This is a genomic window from Alcaligenes faecalis, from assembly GCF_041521385.1.
Lineage (GTDB): Bacteria > Pseudomonadota > Gammaproteobacteria > Burkholderiales > Burkholderiaceae_B > Alcaligenes > Alcaligenes faecalis_E.
The window spans coordinates 939,818-961,938 of the sequence record NZ_CP168006.1; the positions used below are offsets into that span (position 1 = coordinate 939,818).

Below are 22,121 nucleotides of genomic sequence, written 5' to 3' on the forward strand. Positions count from 1 at the left end.
CTTTGGCAAGCCTAAAAGCAAATAGCTGCTTGAAGGAGTAACTTGCTGCAACCAGCAGGACAATAACTCTACCGACTGGACGCCCATTACGCGCCCCGCATCGTCGGTTGGCACTCTGGACGCGGAGCGTGAGTCAGCGTCTGGCTTTCAACCTGGCAGCGGTCAAAAAGCCTCCTTTATGTCAACATCATTTCCATAACAAATAGACACGTTTTTGCATGAAATCCACGCTGAAAGGGAGCTTTTCAATGCGTTATTCGGTTTGGGCAAAAAGGAGGCTTCTTGTCAAAATCGCAAGCCTAATTACGCCTTTTCTTAACCATTGTTGACGCTTGCCTATGGCTGGCTGCAACGTTCTTCAGAAAGTGCATCGGCCAGACCCGCTTCGTGTTGACACACATGTGCCAGCCGCTAACACTTAATCAGTATCTGCATCTGAAACACAGCGTTAATAAAAAATTACGTAATAGTTTTTATTGCAGTACGAGCGACCTCAATCGCCGTTTACGTGGCAGCAGGTTTGCATGTGGTTAGTAAAACTTGACATCGCGTGGCCACCCCACTGAAGCATCTTGAATTTACTAACGTTGATTGCACACAGATGTCATCGAAGGGAGGGGACAAGAAGGCTGCGCCTTGCGCTAGGAAGATGGGTATTATGAGCAAGAAATATGGGTATGCACGCGTTTCAACACAGGATCAAAACCTGGACCTACAGATCGCGGCCCTACAAAAAGTCAATTGTGATCATATCTATACGGATAGAGGAATATCCGGAGCTAAAGCCTCGCGTCCAGGCCTTAATCATCTGCAGCGAACATTGAAATCGGGCGACACGCTTATTGTCTGGCGTTTGGATAGACTGGGCAGATCACTACGCTATTTGGTCGACACCATTGATCGCTTGGGCAAAGAGAATATCCATTTCATTTCCCTGACCGAAAACATAGACACCACCACTTCGGGCGGCAGATTGCTTTTTCATATGATGGCCGCCCTGGCCGAATTTGAGCGATCTCTCATTAGCGAACGCACCCGAGCGGGAATGGCAGCCGCACGTGCCAACGGCAGACCACTGGGCAGACGCCCTGCCCTATCGCCTGCTCAACACCAAGAAGCCCTTACTGCCCTGACGAATCATGTTCCGCTGGACATTGTGGCAAAGAAATATGACGTCCACCCAAGGACAATCCGCCGCATCAAAGCAATGTCCTCCTCATAATCAGGACAACGCCAGTGACTTGAGGAGTAATCCGCATTGCCGCCAGACCGCAATGTGGTGGCAATGCTTTTTGCGGAAACAGTACAGGAACCCTGCTGCCTTTTACTGCACCAACTGATTCATCTCGATAATCGGCAACATCACCGCCAATACAATCAACAATACCAGGCCCCCCATCAGCAAAATCATCAAGGGTTCCAGCAAAGCGGTCATGGTCAGCGCCTTGCGCTCCAACTCGGTTGACAAGGTGCTTGCCGCACGGTCCAGCATAGGGGCCAGTTCACCAGTTTTTTCACCACTGGCAATCAGTTGTACCAATAACGGCGGAAACAAGGCGCTACGCTGCAAGGCCGTGGCCAATGGCAAACCTTCACGCACCCGAATGGCCGCCTGATTCACCGCATCGCGCAAGGCCAGATTCGACACGGTACGCCCGGCGGCTTCCAGCGCAGTCAGCAAGGCCACATTGCTGCCAGCCAGAATGGCCAGCGTGGCGGCGAAGCGAGCAGTATCGACGCCCAGCAAGTAGCCCCCCAGAACAGGCACGCTTAACAGACGTCGGTGAAAGGCCAGCTTCAAGGCCGGTTGGCGCAGCAAAAAAGCCACCAGACCCGCCGCCAGTAAGAGCACGACAAATAACACCAAGCCCCATTCACGCAGCAGATCGCTGGCGCTGATCATGACCCGGGTCAGCATGGGCAGTTGCTGTTTGGCTTGGGTGAAAGCGCCGACCACTTGCGGGACCACATAGCTCAGCAAAAACACCACCATCGCCACCGAAATCAGGCTGACGATAGCGGGATAGATAAAAGCCGTCAGCACCTTGCCACGCAAGGCTCCGCTGTCTTCGATGAAACTGGCCAAACGATCCAGCACTTGCTCGAGCTCGCCAGACTGTTCACCTGCCCGCACCAATGCTCGGTAAATCTCAGGGAAGTCACGAGGGTGATTGGCCAAGGCATCGCTCAGGCTTTGCCCTGCTCGGATATCAGCACGCAAGGCGGCCAGCAGTTGCACCAAAGGCCGACGAGTCGCCTGCTCAATCACGACACCCAGGCTGGCTTCCAAGGACAAGCCCGCCGCCACCAGACTGGCTAACTGACGGGTCAACCAGGAAAGCTCGGTACGGCGCAAGCCCGCACTGCGGGCCCGAGCCACAGCACGACTACGCCCTGCTTTCAGGGAAACGGTCAGCAGACCACGTGACAGTAACTGCTGACGCGCCAGCCGTTCGCTCTCGGCCTCCAGCACACCCCGCTCGCTGCGTCCGGCCTGATCCACGGCCTCATAGTGATAGGTACCCATGCTGTTTCGACAACCTATAACTCGCGCGTGACGCGCAATACTTCTTCAGGGGTACTGATGCCCTGCTCTACCCACCGCTGGGCGTCCTCGCGCAAGCTGCGCATGCCCGACTCACGCGCAGCCTGACGCAAGGCAGGTTCGGCTCCGGCGGCATTCAACAAGTGCTGGGCACGTTCGTCGATACGATAGAGCTCGTGAATCCCGGTACGACCCTGATAGCCCGTGTGGGCACAATGCTCGCAACCATCCGGGCTGGCCCGGTATTGCCCCTGCTCGGCAGGCTGACGGCAGTGTTGGCACAGCTTGCGTATCAGCCGCTGGGCCAGCACACCCCGCAAAGTGGAGGCCAGCAAGAAAGGTTCCACACCCATATCGACCAAACGCGTCGCGGCTGACACGGCATCGTTAGTGTGCAAGGTAGCCAGCACCAAGTGACCTGTCAAAGAAGCCTGCACCGCAATCTGTGCAGTTTCCAGATCACGGATTTCCCCGATCATGATGATGTCCGGGTCCTGTCGCAATATGGCACGCAAGGCACGTGCAAAGCTCAATTCAATACGAGGGTTGACCTGTGTCTGGCCGACGCCAGGCAAGTCATATTCAATCGGATCCTCCACCGTCAGCACATTGCTGCGGGCTGTATCAACACGGCCCAGGGCGGCATACAAGGTGGTAGTTTTACCGCTGCCAGTAGGGCCGGTAACCAGCACAATACCGTGTGGTTGATGAATCAGCTCGTCCAATTGAGCCAAAATATCCGGGGCCATGCCCAGACGCTCCAGCTCCAGTTGCCCAGCGGACTTGTCCAACAAACGCATCACGGCACGTTCGCCATGTCCGGTAGGCAGAATCGAGACACGCAGGTCCAGCGCCCTGCCCCCCACTTTCAAGGCAATACGACCATCTTGTGGCAGGCGTTTTTCGGCAATATCCAGGCTGGCCATAATCTTGATACGCGACACCAAGGCACCATGCAAGGCTCGGCGCGGGCTGACGATATCGCGCAAACGACCATCTACCCGATAGCGCACGACCGAGTGGGTTTCATAAGGCTCCAGGTGAATATCACTGGCGCCATCGCGCACAGCCTGCGTGAACAAGGCATTGATCATGCGGATGACCGGCGCATCGTCCTGGTTCTCCAGCAAGTCGGTAACGGCAGGCAGTTCCTGCATCAGTCGATCCAGGTCCACCTCGTTGGCAGCGGCATCCACTACGCTGGCGGCATCGTCGCCCTGTGCGTAACTGGCATCAATCAAGGTATCCAGTTCCGCATCCGGGACTTGTCGCTCGTCCAGCTCAGGGTAGCGTCGCCGCAATTCCACCAAGGCCCAATCCGGTGTGCGTTCGCTGATGACCAGCGTACCCACGCCTTGCTGCTGCGTCAGCACAGCGCGGTGCTGACGTGCCCAGGAGTACGGCAGGCGAGTCATAAGGTCTCCCGCAAGTCCACAGTGCCAGATGACGCTCCAGCCTGCGGCAAGACCATATGCCCTGCATCCGGGTGGAACCAGGTCGAGCGATCTGGCAGGCCGGTCTGTACAGCGCGCATGTAGTTGTAGCGATCCAGAGACAGGCTTTGGCTATCTTGAGCATTACGCACAATATGGGGGCGCAGGAACACCATCAAATTGGTTTTGGTGCGCTTGCGTTTCTCGTATTTGAAGAGGTTACCCACCAGCGGAATATCGCCCAGCAAAGGCACCGATTGTGTGCCGTCCTCGATCGAATCTTCCAGCAAGCCACCCAGCACAATGATCTGACCATCATCGACCAGCACATTGGTGCTAAGCGCACGTTTGCGCGTAACTGGCGAGTTAGCCGATACCGACATGGCCGTATCGATGCTACTGACTTCCTGGTAGAGCGCCATCTTGACGGTGCCGCCTTCGGAAATCTGCGGGCGCACCTTCAGGGTCAGGCCCACGTCCTCTCGCTGAATCGTTTGGAAAGGATTGCTAGCCCCGTCACCCGTAGTGGTGTATTGGCCCGTCACAAAAGGAACGGTACGGCCCACCATGATGCTGGCCTCTTCATTGTCCAGCGTCATCAAATTAGGCGTGGACAAAATATTGGTCCCACCCTGGCGCTCCAGCGCACGCGCCAGTACGCCCAGATTGACCACTTGCTGACCCAGCACATCCACCGTGCCTTTAACAACGCCCAAACTCAAACCAGCCGCCAGCGAATCCAGCGTGGTTGCCCCGGCCTTGGTGATACCGCTGCCGCCCAGATTGGCCCCCCCCACAAAGCCTGAACCATCACTCCCAATATTGCCGCCGCCAGTCATCCATTGAATACCGAACTCGGCGGCATTTTCCGCGTTCACTTCCACGATCAGGCTTTCTACCAACACCTGAGCACGGCGTTGATCCAGTTGATCAATGACTTCACGCAAGCTGCGGTAGACCGGATCAGGGGCCGAGATAATCAAGGTATTGGTGGACGGGTCAGCTTGAACAGTCGCCCCCCCCGCACTGAAGGCCACAGTGCCACTGGCAGTATTCGGGGCACTCAAACCCATTTCACCTTGAGACTGTCCTGCGGTTGCCGACGTCTCCATCGCCTTGGTCGCGCCCATGGTGCCGGAGGCATGGCCAGAAGGAGCCAGGCTGTTGCTCTGTTGCTGCCCACCCGTTGCCGTATTGCCCGAGCCGGACTGCCCAGTCAAAGCGGCCCGTAACACTTCGGCCAACTGCACGGCCTGAGCGTTACGCAAATAGACCACATGCAAATTACCCTTATTGCTTTCCGGGCTGTCGATACGGCGTATCAAATCCCGCGCCAGATCCAGCCGAGCCGGACTGCCTGCCCGCACCAACACGGAATTACTGCGCGGGTCAGCCACCACGGTAATACGTTGAGCGACATCGTTGCCGGGCGTGTCCAGCATTTGGGATGCCAAGGCCGCCACATCCAGCGCCACCCCGTAATCAATCGGGATGATGTCCGTGTTCAAACCGGCGGGGGTATCAATCCCGGCGATCACTTGGGCAATACGATCCAGATTGTCACCATAGTCCGTCACGACCAGGGTGTTATTGGAGGGGTAGGCATTGATCGGGTTGTTGGGCGAAATCATGGGCCGCAACACCGGCACCAAGGCCGTGGCGTTTTCATAGCGCAGGTTGAAAACACGGGTTTCCAGCTCGCCACTGCCACTGGCCCCGGCACCCGCAGCACGCACCGCGCCACCTTGTTGACGCGCTTCAGCTTCAGGCACCACTCGGCTGACCTTGCCATTGCGCAGTACCGCAAACCCTTGCATACGCAGAGCGGACAGCAACATCTCATACGCAGTACGGGCATCGACTGGCACCTCCGACACCAAGGTCAGTTGTCCTTTTACACGTGGGTCCACGATGAAGTTCTGGCCGGTAAAGCGCGCCAGAGCCGCCACCACACCATCCAGCTCCGCCTCCACAAAATTCAAGCTAATGTCGTCACCTTGCGGAAACTCGGCCGGGTCGGGCAAATCAATCGGCGCGGCACGGCCTCCAACTCGTTGAGGAACTCGACGCGTCACAGCCGCAGAAGGCGTCGTATCATTAGCAAAACGTGGATCAGCCTGGGTACTGCGCACGGGCGTCTTGCCTACTGAAGCAAAAAACGAAGAAGGATCGGGGCCGGGTTCAGGTTTCTGGCCCGTGCTGGCACAGGCGCTTAACAGCATGGCGGCACCCAGGCTTGAAAGGAAGCGGGGACGCAGCCCAGGAAGTCGTTTAGTCAAGGTACTCATAGTCAAAATATGCTTATTCCTGCTTGCTAGTCGTTGTGGCTATTCGCCATTGGGTCACACCCTGACGCTGAGGCCCCAAGGCCTCTAATAACTCGTTGAATCGTTGATCATCGGCCTGTTTTGCTTGGGCACGTCCTTCAAATAGCCCGCCATCCGGCCCCCACTGACCTTGCCCTGCCAAGGTCAAGTCCCCCGCCAGGGTTCGCAGGCTAAGCTGCACGCCCTGGCCCTTGCGGTTGACAGCCAACTGGTAATCGCCCAGCTCGGCTTGGGCTGCCAAAGCCGAGCGCGCATTGCGCCAATCCAGCTCCAGCAAAGCGCCACTTTCAGCGGCCAACGCCTGACTGGGCCAGCGCAGTTGTAACTGCCCTTGCGGTTGCACGGTCTGCAGCAAGGGATGCAAGCGCCCTAACAGTGAGGCTGGAACCGTCAGGCTTTGACCCGAAATACGCCAACCTTGCAAGCTGGCTTGCAGACGCACAGGCTGATCCAGCCAGCCATGGCTCAATTCCATTTGCGGCCAGGGCGTCAGACGCCAGCGCCAGCGGACAGGGCCGGGAACGGTGCGGGCCAGCAGCCCCGAACCGACTACCAGCAAGCCTTGACCGGAGGCCAGGCTGCCGTGTGCCGTTTCCAGCCGTAGCGGTAATTGCTCCGGCTGCCAGATCAACATCATGCGGGCGGGTAGAAAGGGCACGGCGGCCAGCAGCAGGCACAGCACCAGCAAGGCCCAGGCCATGATCTTGGCCAGTTTTTTCATGAAGGATCTCCTGCACGCAGCACAATGCGGCCATCCAGCAGGCCGGCACGTTCACGGCTATCGACCACAGAGCGACTCACGCTGACTTCCTGCACGGCAAAGCCCAGCACACGGGGGGCGTGCATCAGCCAATCCATCAAGGCAGGAGCGGCCACAGCCTGACAGACCAGAACACGTTGCTCGGCCGGCGACGCCTCTGTCTGACACTGGGTACCCAAGGTCTGCAAGCTGCGCTGTAAGGCTTTGTCTTGTCCTTGCGCATCCACAGGCGCGACCAGCTCTTTATCCAGAACCTGAATTTGCGACAGCACGGTTTGCAACTGCGCCATCTCATACTGCAGGCGGGGCAGCTCCTGTTTTGCCAAGGCCAGATCACGAATGGCAGGACGTAACAGCAACAACCACAGAAACATCAACACCAGCAAAGCGCCCAATACCGACAAGGCCAATTGATCCCGACGGCCCAAGGCTTGCCAGTACTGTCTTGCCAGAGCGAGCTTGCTTTGTACGGTCAGCCATACAGGCTGAAGGGCGGTGAATTTGCTCATTGCTGCGCCCCCTGCTGGCTGGCTGCGTGCGCTGCCTTGCTGAAACCGACTTCCCACTGACGGGCCGACTCGCCCTGTTTCCACTCCAGATCCGATTCAGCCGGCAAAGGCTGTGCGGGCAAATCACTGGCCAGGGTCAAGAGCAATTGTTGGTCTTTGAAATTCAATGCCCGCACCTGTCCTTGCAAAGCTGGCCACTGCACGGCGCTGGCCATCAACAAACGATCAAAAGGGGCTGAGGCCGGGCTTTTATCGGCCAGTAAACCATCGCGATGCTGCCTGGCCTGCGTCAAAGGTGCGACGATGACAGGCAAATGCGGCAAGGCTTGCCGAACCGCCTGCTCCATCTGGGTCTGTACCTGTTTCATTTGAGATCGCAGCGACTGCGCCTGCTGCTGCAACACCAAGGTCCAGCTCAAGACGGCGGCCAAAGTCCACCACAGGCTTTGTCGCAGCACACTGTTTCCGCCACTGGCGGCCATCTCCGGCATCAGCAAGGAGCAGGCGGGTACGGTCAGTGTTTGTCCTTGGCCTTGTCTGTCTTTCTCGTGACCATCGGACCAGGCATAGACTCCACTCAAGGGCAGGCCCAACTGGCGCGCCTGCTCTCCCAAGGCCAGCAAGGGCTGGCGCTCCGTCCAGGCCAGTTGACTCATGCCGGAAGGCCCGGGTGCCGAACACGCCACCCACACCTGTTCGATAGGGCTCAAGCACATAGGCTCGACCGCACTGCATGCCACGGCCTGCCGCCGCGAGGCACTGACCAAAGGAATACGCGCTTCAGTCACCGTCGCCATGCCCGCAGGCAAGACCAGCTCCAAAGAGCGGGCCAGGCCCTTGAACGCCTGCACCTCTCCCCGCCCACGGCGCACTACCTTGGCGCGCTTGTCCCGCAGCACAAAGTCCACCGGCTGATCCAGCCTGGGCGGAGAGTCCAAATAAATACGCAGCACTTTGCTCATCACTTCAACGAATCCAGACAATCCGGCTGCGATCCGCGGCCCTGTTGATCAGGGCCTGGGTCGCCACCCGGCTATGGTCAAGTCGCAACTCACCACTTAATAAAAACCACTCACTGCGCACGCTCAGCGTTTGCCCTTCCAGCGCCTCCTGACGTTGGAGGCGGGCTTGCACATCGGCCTGATCCCGAAACCACTGGCCCCGGTCGCGCTGCTCCAACAGGCCACGCCACTCCACCAGGCTGACGGAAGGCTGCACCGCCGCCAGCACCTGGGCACTGGCGGTATTCACATTCAAGGATTTGGCTTGCGGCAGATAGCTAAGATACGGCTCCAACTGCTTGGCCTGTTGCGCCGCATTGGGAAAGAAGTCCTGCAAATGAGAGGGCCAGGGCGCTTGCCCGGCCTGTGCCCGCTCCAATCGCTGGGCCAGATCCAAAGCCAACGAGGGCTCCTGCTGCACGCTGCCCAACAACTGTTCCAATGCCTGCACATAGCGGGCTTGGACACGGCCATCACGCAGCAATAAAGCCAGATTGAATTTGCCCTGCTCGTCCTGGATATAGCCGGAGAAGTAAGCTGCACGGGTCTTGTCCGGTGTCTCTATCTTCAGCTCGCTCAGGGCCTGCGCCCACAACCCACCTTTATGCGTCACAGCCGAACGCTGCGAGTCCAGACGCAAGACCAGCACGGCCCAATCCAGCGCACCGCGCAGCAACCAGTTGGCCTGCATATAATCTCGCTCACTGGCCAACTGTGTTGCCAAGCCACTTTGACGCTGCACAATACCCATAGTGGCAATGGACACCGCCATCACGACCACCAGTGCATTGATCACCGCCATGCCTTGTTGGGATGTCCGTTTCATAGCAGCATCACCACTTTGCGATACGGATGCTCCTGCCCCTCCAATTGCACGGTCAGCTCTATGCCAGTCGCCGCTGCTCCGGCCTGCTCGGGCCACGGCCAGCTTTGCCAGCCACGCGCCGGAATCCAGATACGCACGTTCCAGGCGGTAACCTGCTCCAGCACATCGTGCAACGATCCCAACTCCGGCAAGGGGTAAACCGTTCCCGCTTGGGTAATGGCCCGTTGCAACACGCCTTGCTGCAAACGCCATTGAATTTGCTGCGTTCCTGCGCCCGTTTCAGCACGGCGTTCAATCATCAAGATGGCCGGACCCTCGCCCTTGGCTTGCCAGCGAATACTGGCTGGCAGCACCGCCATCGCCCCTGTCGGGTCCACCGGGCCTGGCACGGGAGGCAGGTGCAACTCCAGATCCCGGCCCATTTGGGACAAGACATTGAACAAGGCCTGGGTCTGGCGCGCCTGTCGACTAAGCTGTTCATCCGCATGCAAGACCGCGTCCAGGCCGCGCCAGGACATCAGGCTGATCAAGGCCATGATGGTCAAGGCCACCAGCATTTCCACCAAAGTAAAGCCTTCCTGGCCCGCGTCTGTCATGGCAAGGACGCCAAGGTCGCGTGCAGCTCGGCCAGCACAGGGCCCTTGGGCAGAAAAGCCTGGACCGTTACCTGACGAAAGAAACGATTGGCCGTGGCTTGCACGGTTTGCTTGCACTGCAAGTTCAAAGCCCCCTGACGACAAGGCACGACGGTTTCACCCGGATCGGGAAACAGGCGGCGCAGCCGCATCTCGGCCACCACGCCATCGGCTGCCAACAGAGCCAGGCTGCGTTCATGCATGGCCTGGCTACCAGAGGCGCTCAGGCCCAGTGCGCGCAATCCAGCGGTCAGGGCCACCGACACGATGGCCAGCGCAATCAACACTTCAATCAAACTCATGCCACGCTCTGTCATGACTGCACATCAAACCGGCCTGTCGGATCGCTGCGTAAGTGCAGCACTTCGTGGCCATCATCCAACTCCAGCTGACGCGGCGCGGACAACCATTCATTTACAAAAACCCACGGCCCCGCTGGCTCCAGGCGCACACGCACGGATTCCAAGGTCCAGGATCGCTGAGGAAACAATTGGGCAAAACGGGCCTGATCGCGCAGCCAGCCCGGTGTAGGGTTGGAACCATCCGTAGCATCCGGGATCAGACTGAAGCGATAGCCCTGCTGATCCGCATTCCAGGCCACGCTGCGACCGCTTTCACGCACATAGCTTTGCAATTCGGCCAGACGCAGAGCCAGTTGACGGGCTTCTCGCTGTATCCCCTGATCCCGGTCCAGTACCAGCACGCTTAAACCCGCGCTGCTGACAATGCCCACGATCAGCAAGACCACCAGGGTCTCGATCAAGGAAAAGCCCCGCTGAGCCACGTCAGTCCCAATTGCCTATATCGGCATCGCTACCCGACCCGCCAGCCTGCCCATCCGCTCCCAGCGAGAACACATCAATCTCGCCGTGAACGCCGGGTTGCAGGTATTGGTACGGATTGCCCCAAGGGTCGTTGGGCAGACGGTCCATATAAGGACGCCAGTTGCGTGGCTCGGGAGGCTGAGTGGGGCGCTGATGCAGCGCCGCCAAACCTTGAGCGGTACTGGGATAGCGGCCGTTATCCAGGCGGTACAGTTTCAAAGCCTGTGTCAGTGCAGCAATGTCCTGACGAGCGGCAACAGCACGAGCCTGATCGGGACGGTCCATCAGACTGGGGACGACCAGGGCCGCCATAATGCCCATGATGACCACCACCACCATGACCTCAATCAGAGAAAAACCGTGTTGAGCGCGGGACTGAACAGAGCCGGCCAAACGGCGTGCCGGACGGCGAGATAAAGTAGATCGAGACATGAAGGAAATAAGCCACCCAAAAAAACCCAAGCTCTTGTCATACGGGCTTCATGCAGCACACGCACACTAAGAGCCCTTAAGACAGCCATACGGGCCGTCTGCCAATGCACTATGCGATGCAGTCTAAATGGGTATTATTTCCGCCATATTTCCGTCACATCTTTGGCTGCGTTTGTGTCAGGCTGGCATTGCTCTGGCCTTGATCAATCTGCTGATCCATCTCCTTCTGCCCTCGGAAGGAACGATTGCACCAGTGCTGGAGCAGGACCACCGCGAACAGATCAGCACGCAACAAATTGCACAATGGTTTGGAGGCAACACCGCCCTGCCCGAACTGCGTTTGCACGGCATGATCGTGAGCGGCCAGGGTGGCGCCGCCCTACTCAGCATTAATCAACAGGCGGTACGCGCCTACCGCCCTGGCCAAGAGCTGGCACCGGGCGTACTGCTGGACTCGCTAGAGCGCGAGCATATTGTGATTACAGTCGATGCCGTGCCCCAGAACATCACCACTGAACGCCAAGGCCCCGCCATCATTCCCGGCATCCAGCAAGGGGCTAAGCCCTGAATGAAAGAGTTAGCAGTATGATTAAAAGCTGTCTTTCTTCTTCACCCTGGTGGGTATGTCTGCTTTATTTCGTCACTGGTTTGACAGCCTGCGTCCCAAGTCGCTGGCCATTGCGCGCCCTGAAATGCTGCGTGCCACGCTAGGCGCCACGCTTAGCGTACTGATTGTTTCCTCTCTGAGCCTGTACCTGTCAGATTTTGCCCACACGCACCACTGGCTGGTGGCGTCCCTGGCGGCCAGTGCCTTGCTGATTTTTCTGGTCCCAACCAGCCCATTGGCCCAGCCCTGGAATGTATTGCTGGGTAATCTGGTCGGTGCTTTGACCGGGATTAGTTGTGCCATTTTGCTACCCCATCCGATTGCCGCCATTACGATGGCCGTGTGTGTGGCCATGCCCATCATGCTGGCCTTGCGCTGCGTGCATCCACCCAGCGTGGCAATGGCAGTTTTCCCCGCCCTGAATGGGATTCACAATTACGACTTTGTGCTGTTTCCAGTCCTGTTTGACTCCTGCGTGCTGATTTTCCTGGGCATGCTGTACAACCGCCTGACCGGTGTTACCTATCCCCCCATCCATAAGCCCGCCACTCGTCCGACAAGCCCCCTGTCACGCTTTACGGATCAGGATTACGATGCTGCGCTCAGCCACTACAACCAGACGCTGAACATCAGCCAGGACGATCTGGAGAAGTTGGTCAGCTACGTACACCAGTCTGCCTTCCGACGCAATCTGGGCACACGACGCTGCGCGACCTTGATGAATGATGCCCCCCTGTCCTGCCAGGTCAGCACGCCTTTGCAACAAGCCTGGGACATGATGCGCGAGCGCAAGATCAAGGCCTTGCCCGTGCTGGATCAAGACAAACATGTGATTGGTATCCTGGCCTTGTCGGACTTCTTGCAGCGCGCCGGACTGGATCAACCTGATAATCTGCGCCAGCGACTCAAACGCTTTTTAAGCCCCAAGCAGCCATCCGCCCCCACGGTGGCCGACGTCATGACCACACCTGCCGTCACCGCCAATGCAAACTGGTCTGTGGCCGAACTGATTCCCTTGTTCAGCCAGGGCCGCCATCGTCATATGCCTGTGGTCAATGAGCACAAAGAACTGGTGGGCATGATTACCCAGTCTGACCTGATGCTGGAACTGTTCAGAATCCTGCAGCCTCCACGTAACAAGCCGGATTAAACATACAAAGGCTCAGCCCAAATAAAAACCCCCACTGTTTGCCATCGCCAAACAGTGGGGGTAGATCAGCACCCGTGCACGCAGCACCGGCACAGAACCCTTTTACTCCGCCTGCAAAACACCACGGCGCAGTTGGTCGCGTTCGATGGATTCAAACAAGGCCTTGAAGTTGCCTTCGCCAAAACCATCATCGCCCTTGCGCTGAATAAACTCGAAGAACACCGGACCCATCAAGGTTTCAGAGAAAATCTGCAACAAGAGACGGCGGTGGCCACCTTCCGATGTGCCATCGAGCAAAATGCCACGGTTTTGCAATTCTGCCGTGGGTTCACCGTGCTCAGGCAAACGACCTTCCAGCATTTCATAATAGGTTTGTGGCGGCGCCGTCATAAAACGCATGCCCATGGCCTTGAGCTTGTCCCAGGAAGCAATCAGATCATCGGTCAGGAATGCCACGTGCTGGATACCTTCACCATTGAACTGCATCAAAAACTCTTCGATCTGGCCCGAACCCTTGGCGGATTCCTCGTTCAGAGGAATGCGGATCTTGCCATCGGGGGCGGTCATGGCTTTGGACGTCAGGCCGGTGTATTCGCCCTTGATGTCGAAGTAGCGAATCTCACGGAAGTTGAACAGGTGCTCATAGAACTGGGCCCAGTAGGCCATGCGACCGCGGTACACGTTGTGGGTCAGGTGATCGATCTCTTTCAAGCCTGCGCCCACGGGATGACGATCCACGCCGTCCAGGTAAACGAAGTCGATATCGTAGATGGAGTTGCCTTCGCCAAAACGGTCGATCAGGTACAGAGGCGCACCACCAATACCTTTAATGGCAGGCAGACGCAGTTCCATCGGTCCGGTGGGAATATCAACAGGCTGGGCACCCAGTTCCAGCGCGCGCTCGTAGGCTTGTTGTGCATCGCGCACCCGAAACGCCATGCCGCAGGCCGAAGGGCCGTGCTCGGCGGCAAAGTAAGCCGCATGGCTCTTGGGCTCTTCGTTCAAAATCAGGTTGATCTCACCCTGGCGATACAGGGATACTTTCTTGGAGCGGTGTACCGCCACTTTGGTGAACCCCATCATCTCAAAGACGGGTTCCAGTACGCCAGGCTGGGGAGCGGCAAATTCGATGAACTCAAAGCCCATCAGGCCCATTGGATTTTCAAACAAGTCAGTCATAGCAGACTCCAGTTGTCATCAGGTAATCAAATCAAATACGGCGTAAAAACGCCCTGAAACGTTGACTTAAGCCTGGCTGGGAGGGGCGCAGGATATCCCGCGCACACTGCGTGCCAAGTGATCACCAAACAACAATTGAAACCCCAGAACTCTCACAGGCTCTGCTCCAGTGGGCGGGAACCCGAAATGCGCTCCCATCGCCGATGTTCATTATGCAGGGAGCAGGCCCCTTTTCGATATAGAGCATTACCCTAGAGGTCTAAAGCACCTGCCGCCTGATACGAAACGAGCAGGCAGAAAAAAGCCTCCAACATGGAGGCTTCCCAAACTGTCACCGGCGTCGGCCAAAGCTGGCCAAATCATGCCTGGCTCAGATTGGTTCAGGCTGGGTCAGCAGCGCGCAGATCACGAGGTTGGATCAGCGATTCGGCACACAACACTTCATTGAGGGTCTCGGCATCCATCAGGCCACGCTTGAGAACCACATCACGAATATTAGTACCTGTCTGGAAGGCTTCGGCGGCAACCGAGGTAGCGGCTTTGTAACCGATGAACGGGTTCAAGGCCGTCACCAGGGAAATGGAACGCTCGATATTGCTTTCCAGGCATTCACGGTTGGCAGTGATACCCACCACGCAGAACTGAGTCAATGTGTCGCAAGCATTGCTCAACAAACTCATGCTGCGCAGCAGAGAGTGAATAATCACCGGCTCAAATGCGTTCAGCTGTAATTGACCCGCTTCAGCAGCCATGGTCACAGTCAGGTCAGCACCAATCACTTCAAAGGCAACCTGATTGACCACCTCGGGAATCACGGGGTTGACCTTGCCAGGCATGATGGACGAACCCGCTTGCACGGCAGGCAGACAAATTTCACCCATACCTGCACGAGGACCACTAGAGAGCAGACGCAAGTCGTTAGACAACTTGGACAGCTTGACGGCAGCCCGCTTCAACACCCCTGACAAATGCAGGAAACCACCGCAATCCTGGGTGGCTTCGATCAGGTCGGCAGACACGCGCAGTTGAACACCGGACAGATCGGACAAGGCCGCTACCGCCAGCTCGGCATAGTCAGGGTGAGCGGTAATACCCGTACCAATTGCCGTACCACCCAGATTCACATCACACATCAGCTTGCGCGATTCTTTCAGGCGCACGATGTCTTCGTTAATCATGGTGGCAAATGCGTTGAACTCCTGGCCCAGGCTCATGGGCACGGCATCTTGCAACTGTGTGCGGCCAATCTTCATGTACGAGGAGAATTCCTCGGACTTCTTCAAAAAGGCATCACGCAAACGCTCCATAGCCGCAAACAACGGATCCAGCGAACGGTAAGCGGCCAGGTGCAAAGCCGTTGGATAGACGTCATTTGTGCTTTGAGCCATGTTTACATCTTCATTGGGGTGAAGATACTGATACTCGCCACGCTTGTGACCCATATGTTCCAAAGCCAGATTACAAATGACCTCGTTGGCATTCATATTGGTCGAGGTACCTGCACCGCCCTGAATCATGTCTACCACAAAATGCTCATGATACTTACCTGCTTGTACAGCCTGACACGCGGCCACAATGGCGTCGTGCTTGTCCTGCTCCAGCAAACCCAGTTTGAAATTGGCCTGAGCAGCTGCCTGCTTGACCAGAGCCAGAGCATTAATCAGTTCCGGGTAAGTTGAAATAGGCGTACCGGTAATGTGGAAATTCTCCTTGGCGCGCAAGGTATGAACACCATAATAGACTTCATCGGGGACTTGGCGGTCTCCCAGCAAATCATGTTCGATACGGAACTGACTCATAATTCCTTCGTTTCCTTAATAACGATAGCAAGACTTTTCTGATACGCCTCATACTCAATCCCGGAGTACAAACGGAACAAAGCCCTGCCATTTCTTGCGAACTGGGCAGGGGCTCGGGGACATGCTGGCAAATACCACTAATAAGCTTTGGATAATGCTTGTATCCAATTGCGGAAAGCAAAGGCCCGTAAAAAACGGGCCTCTATTGCAATCCACCAAGCAGGGTGAATGATCCAACCGCCTTTTTTGAAGGCATCGTCGAGCTTGGGAAGCGTGTGGACATTGTAAACGCCGGGCGCTTGCATGCACGTCGTTTTACGGTTTTTCTTGAGTCGCCTAACTTGGTTGTGCTGGCGGACGGTTGAGAGCCGACTTAATTTGACGATCTATCTCTGATATAGCTCACTCATGCTGTCTGTAGCAAAGATCTGGCGTTTTGAACACGAGCGTTGCGCGTTTGCATCATTTTGATGCTGTTGCGCTATAAGACTCACAGCACAGGATCAAAAATCATCCTCTTGCTGCCCGGATCAGAAGTTCGTGAACCTTGCAGTTTGAGAAAAAGAGGAAGGCCAAAGCGTATACACAGGCTTTAAGACCATCCCATAAACGCTTGGTCATCTATGCTGAAAAAAACCGACCTTATTTTACTAAATGAAAATTCCTAATCAATAAAAGATGTTTAAATCAATCAAAATGGAATTAAAAAATAAGATAAATTTCCACTTTAAAAGCAGCGGCCCAGTAATAAAAGAAAGCAAGCCCAAACTTATTGGTCTTTGTGATTCTTTCTAAATAACTACTGCTCTTTGCCGCGTACTCCTTAACGGCACAGCACTATGAAATTACTCGATCTGAAGTATCAAACTATCCTGAGCGAATCCCAGCGCCAGGCTCACCCTAAAACCGAGGATATCGAACTGTGTTTACGCGTTCTATCGATGGCCTCCAGCATTAATCGCGCTTCCAGCTCCGTTCTGAACGAGTTTGGCCTGTCCGAAGGCCGTGTGGTTCTACTGTTTCTACTTAGCCGCCAACCCTCCGGCCTGAGCCCCGCCCTGCTGGCAGAACAAGCTGGCGTCACCCGCGCCACCATTACCGGTCTGCTGGACGGGCTGGAGCAGCAGCAATTGCTGGTGCGACAAAACAATGCTTCGGACCGCCGTGTACTCACTGTTAAACTCACCGAAACAGGACAAGAGTTGTGTGAGCACTTGCTGCCCTACTACATCGAGTGGCTCTCGGGTGTGTTTAGCCATGTCCCCCAAGACGTGCGTGAACGCTTGTCCAGTTTGTTATCCAGGGCCATGCAAGGCGATAGCAGTGGGGAAATCAAAATTGAAAAACCTCTTGCGCACCCCGTTCCCGGAACCTTGCAGCGCAGTTATATGGCATAAGACGCAAGGTCATCTGCCTAAAGGTCAACCTTGTGGTCGACCCCACACTATCAAGGGTGGCACCGGATACGGTGGCCACCTTTTGTTTTCGCGCCCACAAGGCTGACGTTTATGGATACTGCTGTTATTGATGCCATGAAAAAATGGCCTAATGTACCCGCTGTCAGCGGGTATATCTCTTTGGATCAAGCTGGCCATTGGCGTCACCACCCGGCTGGCGATGCCAATAAACGCCCCGAACAAGTAGGCGAGCGCATCGTCCACCAGGGTTTACTGGCATTTTTCAATCGTAATTATCAGGCTGATGAGCAAGGCCGCTGGTTTATCCAGAATGGCCCCCAACGCGCCTATGTTCGCCTGGACGCCGCCCCTTTCATTGTGTCCCTGGCCGAGGATCAGGCACATTTGCAAGACCACACCGGACGCCTCGTAAAAGCCGTCCAGGCCTGGTTCATCAGTGCTGAAGGTCGGCTGTATCTGCGTACCCCGACAGGCCCGGCCTTATTGGCAAGTCGCGACATTCCTGCGCTGCTGGAACAATTACGAACAGACCAGCACGGCCTGGACAATCTGGATCTGGAGCAGCCCCAGCACAGCGAAGGCTGGTCTTTACCCGCCTACTCCGGAAGCTGTTCCCTGACAGTCTGGTCATCCTGCGTGTCGCCCGCCGACGAATTGGCGTATATTGTTTTGCCTGAGCCCGATCCTATTTGAACCGCCATCACAGAATCTGCATGACCCAGCCACCCGCCTCTTTTTACTTCCCCGCTCCACGAACGCAACATTTCTGCAGTCAATGCGGCAGCAAACTGACCCGACTGGTGCCCCCAGACGATAACCGCATGCGTGATGTCTGCCAAAACTGCGGTGCGGTGCACTACCAGAACCCCCGTAATGTGGTCGGGATTGTGCCTGTCTGGAAAGACGATCAGATCTTGTTATGCCGTCGCGCCATCGAGCCACGCTACAACACCTGGACCTTGCCCGCCGGTTTTATGGAGCTGGGCGAGACCCTGGGACAAGGTGCCCTGCGGGAAATGGGCGAAGAAGCCGGTGCACAGGTCGAACCCGGCCCACTTTTTACCGTCATCAGTGTGCCTTACGCCGAGCAAGTACATGTGTACTACCTGGCCAACGTCACCAGCGATGTGCTGGATCCCGGCCCGGAATCTTTGGAAGCCCGCTTCTTTCACCTGGACGATATTCCCTGGGACAATCTGGCGTTCCGCACGGTCAGCGCCACCCTGGAACGCTACGTCGAGGATCGCAAGGCAGGCCGCTTCCAGATTCACGAATTTGATATCGCCCCCCGCGACCACGACTGATCATGTCGCTTGTATGGGTCTCTCCCGATCAGGCCCTGCCCAGCCCTGAACACGCCAGCCCTGAAGGGCTGGTAGCCGCCGGTCTGGATTTAAGTGTTCCACGCCTGCTAGAAGCCTACCGTCAAGGCATGTTTCCCTGGTACAACCCTGGCGACCCGGTACTGTGGTGGTCTCCTGATCCGCGCATGGTGCTGGAGGTCGATCAATTCAAGATTTCCCGCTCCCTGGGCAAAAAGCTGCGCCAGATTGCACGTCAGCAAGAGCACGACGGGGGCCGCCTTCGTGTCACCTGCGATCTGGCTTTCGAACAAGTCATCGGCCAATGCGCGGCTCAACGCAGCGCCACCGGCACCTGGATCAGCCCTGACATTCAACAGGTCTATACCGATTTGCACCACAGCGGCTACGCCCACAGCATAGAAACCTGGATGGACGGCAAGCTGGTGGGTGGCTTGTATGGCGTGAATCTGGGTCGCTTTTTCTTTGGCGAATCCATGTTTGCCTTGCAAACCGATGCCAGCAAGATCGCCCTGGCCCATCTGGTGGAGTTCCTGAAGTTCGCGGGCATCCCGTATATAGACTGCCAGCAAGAGACATCGCATCTGGCCAGTCTGGGGGCCAGCCCTATCCCCCGGAAAGAGTTTATGGCTGCCTTGGCCTGGGCCAACGATCAACCCAGCCCGGTCTGGCCACGCGGGACATGGCAACTAGGCCTGCCCCCAACTTGCTAGGCTAGCGCGAGCATCCCATAATGGCTCTATCACGCTTGGCAGAGTCGCATGAATTATCCCAAAGCACCCACCAGCCCCCAAACGCTGCAATTCTATTCCACGGCCAGCTACCGTTGCAGCTACCTGCCAGAGCAACAGGCACGCTCTCTGGTTGCCGCTCCTGCGCACCTGATTAACGACACGGTTTACTCCAAACTGGTTCAGCAGGGCTTTCGACGCAGCGGCACCTTTACCTATCGTCCCTATTGCGACCAATGCCGCGCTTGCCAGCCCTTGCGTTGCGACACTCTGCACTTTCAGCCCGACCGTGCCCAGCGCCGTGCCAAAAAAAGGCACGGCAATCTGGTCGTACAAGATCTGCCGCTGCACTGGAATGCCGAGCACTACGAGCTGTACCGTCGTTACCAAGCCAGTCGTCACCCCGGTGCCGGCATGGACGAAGACGACCAGTCCCAGTACGCCCAGTTTCTGCTGGCCAGCCATGTCACCTCACGCCTGCTGGAATTTCGTGAGCCCGACGGCACCTTGAAAATCGTGGCCGTCATCGACATGCTGCAAGACGGGCTTTCCGCCGTCTATACCTTTTTTGACCCTGACGACAGCGGTAGTCTGGGCACCTACGCCGTACTCTGGCAATTGGATTATTGCCGTCAACAATCCCTGCCCTGGCTCTATTTAGGCTATTGGATCAAAGAAAGCCGTAAAATGGCCTACAAAACCCGCTTTCGCCCCTACCAGCTCCTGATAAAAGGTCGTTGGGAATGGCTGGCCTAACGTCCTCTTTTATCGATCTCCATGTCTGCCCTATTCAGCCTTTATCCCTTGGCTCGCCGGGTGCTGTTCAGTCTGGATGCTGAACGCGCTCACGAACTGACTCTGAAATCCCTGCATTGCGCCCACCAAACCCCTATTTTGGGCAGCTTGCTCAAAGACCTGCCCAGCAAACCTCTGGAGCTGATGGGCCTGAAGCTGCGCAATCCCGTGGGCCTGGCCGCTGGCCTGGATAAGAATGGTGCTCATATCGATGCCTTGGGCGCCCTGGGTTTTGGTTTTGTCGAAGTCGGCACCGTGACTCCGAAAGCGCAGCCCGGCAATCCCAAGCCACGCCTGTTCCGCCTGCCAGAAGCCAATAGCCTGATCAATCGCTTCGGCTTTAACAACCACGGCCTGGATACCTTTATTGAAAATGTGCGCAAAAGCCAGTTTCGCTTGCAAGGCGGCATTCTGGGCCTGAATATTGGCAAAAACGCGAGCACCCCTATTGAGCAGGCCGATCAGGACTATCTGACCTGTCTTCGCGCGGTCTATCCTCACGCCGATTACGTCACTGTGAATATCTCCTCACCCAATACGCAAAACCTGCGTGCATTGCAAGCTCAGGACGAGCTGGCTCGCCTGCTGGGTGCCTTGCAAGCGCTGCGCACCGAGTTGGCAGAAGAGCACAAACGCTACGTGCCTATCATCGTGAAAATCGCGCCCGATCTGGATCAATCGCAAATTGATGCCATCGCAGACACCGTACCTTCGCAAGGGCTGGACGGCATTATTGCCACCAACACCACCTTGTCACGAGAGGCCGTCCAAGGTTTACAGCATGGTCAAGAGCAAGGTGGCCTATCCGGCCCACCAGTACACGAGTTATCCTTGAACGTCATTCGTCGTCTGCGTGAACAATTAGGACCAGACTTCCCGATTATTGGCGTGGGCGGTATTGAATCCGGCCGTCAGGCCCAGGAAAAAATCCAGGCGGGTGCCCAGGCGGTGCAGCTATATACCGGCTTGATTTACAAAGGCCCCGCACTGATTTCTGAGTGCATTCGGGCTCTGTAGAACGCCGATTGCCCGCTTGACGCGGGCAACAGCATCCAGAAGTACATTGGCAGCTTCGCACTGCACGCAACAAAAAAGCCAGCTCATCGAGCTGGCTTTTCTTTTAACGCCTGATCAAATCAGGCAAGCAACAATTTACTTCTTGCTGGTAGCAGCCGTTGCAGCAGCAGCGGCCGCTTCAACTGTTTTGTTGCTGGCTTCAGTTACTTGAGCAGCCGCTTTCAAACTGGCGTTGGTGGCAGCCTGAATGTTGCTTTCAGCAGCATCAGCCGCTTGGCGAGCCGCTTTAACAACGGTCTCGGCAGCGTTGGACGCCGTGGCAAAAGAAGACTTCAACAGAGCAACTGCACTTTCGGTGCCGGTAGGCGCATTCTTGGCCAACTGATCGATAGCATCAGCAGCGTGTTGTTGGCCTTGAGCCAGTTGAGCTTCAGCGATACGCGACAAGTTCAGTTGCAGATCGGAGAAAATGTCGTACACGTTTTTGCCATATTCCAGAGCCTGAGCAGCGTTAGGCTTGGCTACGCTTTGCGACAAGGCCACAACGTCTTGCACGTCTTTGGCGTTGATGGCTTGCTGGGATTGGCCAGCTGCTTGCTCCAGCGAGCTACGCAGCAGATTCAGGTTCAGACCAACCAGTTTTTCAAAGCCTTGCAACAGTTGACCTTGAGCGGCAAACAGATTGTTCAAAGTAGCTTGTTGGGATTCCAGTACGTTTTGTGGAATAGCACTCATGATGTTTTCCTTGGAGATACGTGGCCAGGGTCAAGCCAACGTGAAATTAGTGTCAGTGTTACTAGACAAGGGTCTG

Annotated in this window: 23 protein-coding genes; 9 read left to right on the plus strand and 14 right to left on the minus strand. The window is 56.5% G+C overall.

From position 1 onward, the window contains the following. Positions 1 to 658 precede the first annotated feature (658 nt). A complete protein-coding gene (locus ACDI13_RS04380; protein ID WP_316988531.1) occupies positions 659 to 1,222 on the plus strand; it encodes a recombinase family protein in 564 nt (187 codons plus the stop codon). Positions 1,223 to 1,324: 102 nt separating this feature from the next. On the opposite strand, the gene gspF is transcribed toward ACDI13_RS04380, so the two are convergent. The 11 genes from gspF to gspG are packed head-to-tail and all read right to left on the minus strand — an operon-like array spanning position 1,325 to position 11,292. Then, positions 1,325 to 2,527: a type II secretion system inner membrane protein GspF gene (gene gspF, locus ACDI13_RS04385; RefSeq protein WP_316988532.1), complete on the minus strand. Its 1,203-nt coding sequence runs from the start codon at positions 2,525 to 2,527 to the stop codon at positions 1,325 to 1,327. 14 nt (positions 2,528 to 2,541) lie between these two features. Continuing rightward, entirely contained in the window at positions 2,542 to 3,960 is a 1,419-nt protein-coding gene (gene gspE / locus ACDI13_RS04390) for a type II secretion system ATPase GspE (protein ID WP_316988533.1), read from the minus strand. Further along, positions 3,957 to 6,266 (minus strand): type II secretion system secretin GspD, encoded by a 2,310-nt coding sequence (gene gspD / locus ACDI13_RS04395; RefSeq protein ID WP_316988534.1) that lies wholly within the window; start codon positions 6,264 to 6,266, stop codon positions 3,957 to 3,959. Before gspD ends, gspE begins: the two co-directional genes overlap by 4 nt. Before the next feature lie 13 nt (positions 6,267 to 6,279). Next, entirely contained in the window at positions 6,280 to 7,026 is a 747-nt protein-coding gene (gspN, locus tag ACDI13_RS04400; protein ID WP_316988535.1) for a type II secretion system protein N, read from the minus strand. Beyond that, entirely contained in the window at positions 7,023 to 7,574 is a 552-nt protein-coding gene (gene gspM / locus ACDI13_RS04405; RefSeq protein ID WP_316988536.1) for a type II secretion system protein GspM, read from the minus strand. Before gspM ends, gspN begins: the two co-directional genes overlap by 4 nt. Continuing rightward, a complete protein-coding gene (locus ACDI13_RS04410; protein ID WP_316988537.1) occupies positions 7,571 to 8,536 on the minus strand; it encodes a GspL/Epsl periplasmic domain-containing protein in 966 nt (321 codons plus the stop codon). Before ACDI13_RS04410 ends, gspM begins: the two co-directional genes overlap by 4 nt. 4 nt (positions 8,537 to 8,540) lie before the next feature. After that, positions 8,541 to 9,401, minus strand: coding sequence for a type II secretion system minor pseudopilin GspK (gene gspK, locus ACDI13_RS04415; RefSeq protein WP_316988538.1), 861 nt, complete (start codon positions 9,399 to 9,401; stop codon positions 8,541 to 8,543). Further along, positions 9,398 to 9,997 (minus strand): prepilin-type N-terminal cleavage/methylation domain-containing protein, encoded by a 600-nt coding sequence (locus ACDI13_RS04420; RefSeq protein WP_316988539.1) that lies wholly within the window; start codon positions 9,995 to 9,997, stop codon positions 9,398 to 9,400. Before ACDI13_RS04420 ends, gspK begins: the two co-directional genes overlap by 4 nt. Then, on the minus strand, positions 9,994 to 10,338 hold the full coding sequence (gene gspI, locus ACDI13_RS04425) for a type II secretion system minor pseudopilin GspI (RefSeq protein WP_316988540.1): 345 nt from the start codon (positions 10,336 to 10,338) through the stop codon (positions 9,994 to 9,996). The genes ACDI13_RS04420 and gspI overlap by 4 nt, the downstream gene beginning before the upstream one ends. 11 nt (positions 10,339 to 10,349) lie before the next feature. Next, entirely contained in the window at positions 10,350 to 10,799 is a 450-nt protein-coding gene (locus ACDI13_RS04430) for a type II secretion system protein GspH (protein ID WP_372372776.1), read from the minus strand. 22 nt (positions 10,800 to 10,821) lie between these two features. After that, the gene (gene gspG / locus ACDI13_RS04435; RefSeq protein ID WP_316988542.1) at positions 10,822 to 11,292 is read right to left on the minus strand and encodes a type II secretion system major pseudopilin GspG; all 471 of its coding nucleotides are present in this window, start codon (positions 11,290 to 11,292) and stop codon (positions 10,822 to 10,824) included. Between the two features lie 127 nt (positions 11,293 to 11,419). Between gspG and ACDI13_RS04440 the strand changes: the two genes are divergently transcribed. Both ACDI13_RS04440 and ACDI13_RS04445 read left to right on the plus strand, forming a co-directional pair. Beyond that, a complete protein-coding gene (locus tag ACDI13_RS04440) occupies positions 11,420 to 11,860 on the plus strand; it encodes a hypothetical protein (protein WP_316988543.1) in 441 nt (146 codons plus the stop codon). Between the two features lie 55 nt (positions 11,861 to 11,915). Further along, complete coding sequence (locus ACDI13_RS04445; protein ID WP_316988544.1) at positions 11,916 to 13,049, plus strand: HPP family protein; 1,134 nt, start codon at positions 11,916 to 11,918, stop codon at positions 13,047 to 13,049. A gap of 102 nt (positions 13,050 to 13,151) precedes the next feature. Here ACDI13_RS04445 and hppD read toward each other — a convergent pair whose 3' ends face one another. Both hppD and ACDI13_RS04455 read right to left on the minus strand, forming a co-directional pair. Then, positions 13,152 to 14,228: a 4-hydroxyphenylpyruvate dioxygenase gene (gene hppD / locus ACDI13_RS04450; protein WP_316988545.1), complete on the minus strand. Its 1,077-nt coding sequence runs from the start codon at positions 14,226 to 14,228 to the stop codon at positions 13,152 to 13,154. A gap of 380 nt (positions 14,229 to 14,608) precedes the next feature. Next, positions 14,609 to 16,027: an aspartate ammonia-lyase gene (locus tag ACDI13_RS04455; protein ID WP_316988546.1), complete on the minus strand. Its 1,419-nt coding sequence runs from the start codon at positions 16,025 to 16,027 to the stop codon at positions 14,609 to 14,611. An 839-nt stretch (positions 16,028 to 16,866) separates the two neighbouring features. Here ACDI13_RS04455 and ACDI13_RS04460 point away from each other — a divergent pair. The 6 genes from ACDI13_RS04460 to ACDI13_RS04485 all read left to right on the plus strand — a co-directional run bounded on the left by ACDI13_RS04460 (position 16,867) and on the right by ACDI13_RS04485 (position 21,310). Further along, positions 16,867 to 17,424 (plus strand): MarR family transcriptional regulator, encoded by a 558-nt coding sequence (locus ACDI13_RS04460; protein WP_316988547.1) that lies wholly within the window; start codon positions 16,867 to 16,869, stop codon positions 17,422 to 17,424. A gap of 111 nt (positions 17,425 to 17,535) precedes the next feature. Next, entirely contained in the window at positions 17,536 to 18,138 is a 603-nt protein-coding gene (locus ACDI13_RS04465) for a DUF2946 family protein (RefSeq protein WP_316988548.1), read from the plus strand. Between the two features lie 20 nt (positions 18,139 to 18,158). After that, the gene (locus tag ACDI13_RS04470; RefSeq protein ID WP_316988549.1) at positions 18,159 to 18,749 is read left to right on the plus strand and encodes an NUDIX hydrolase; all 591 of its coding nucleotides are present in this window, start codon (positions 18,159 to 18,161) and stop codon (positions 18,747 to 18,749) included. Positions 18,750 to 18,751: 2 nt separating this feature from the next. Further along, positions 18,752 to 19,480: a leucyl/phenylalanyl-tRNA--protein transferase gene (gene aat, locus ACDI13_RS04475; protein ID WP_316988550.1), complete on the plus strand. Its 729-nt coding sequence runs from the start codon at positions 18,752 to 18,754 to the stop codon at positions 19,478 to 19,480. Between the two features lie 48 nt (positions 19,481 to 19,528). Then, positions 19,529 to 20,254 (plus strand): arginyltransferase, encoded by a 726-nt coding sequence (locus ACDI13_RS04480; protein WP_316988551.1) that lies wholly within the window; start codon positions 19,529 to 19,531, stop codon positions 20,252 to 20,254. A gap of 21 nt (positions 20,255 to 20,275) precedes the next feature. Further along, positions 20,276 to 21,310 (plus strand): quinone-dependent dihydroorotate dehydrogenase, encoded by a 1,035-nt coding sequence (locus ACDI13_RS04485; protein WP_316988552.1) that lies wholly within the window; start codon positions 20,276 to 20,278, stop codon positions 21,308 to 21,310. Positions 21,311 to 21,445: 135 nt separating this feature from the next. Here the strand turns inward: ACDI13_RS04485 and phaP are convergent, their stop codons facing one another. Then, the gene (gene phaP, locus ACDI13_RS04490) at positions 21,446 to 22,045 is read right to left on the minus strand and encodes a TIGR01841 family phasin (protein WP_316988553.1); all 600 of its coding nucleotides are present in this window, start codon (positions 22,043 to 22,045) and stop codon (positions 21,446 to 21,448) included. Between the last annotated feature and the right edge of the window lie 76 nt (positions 22,046 to 22,121).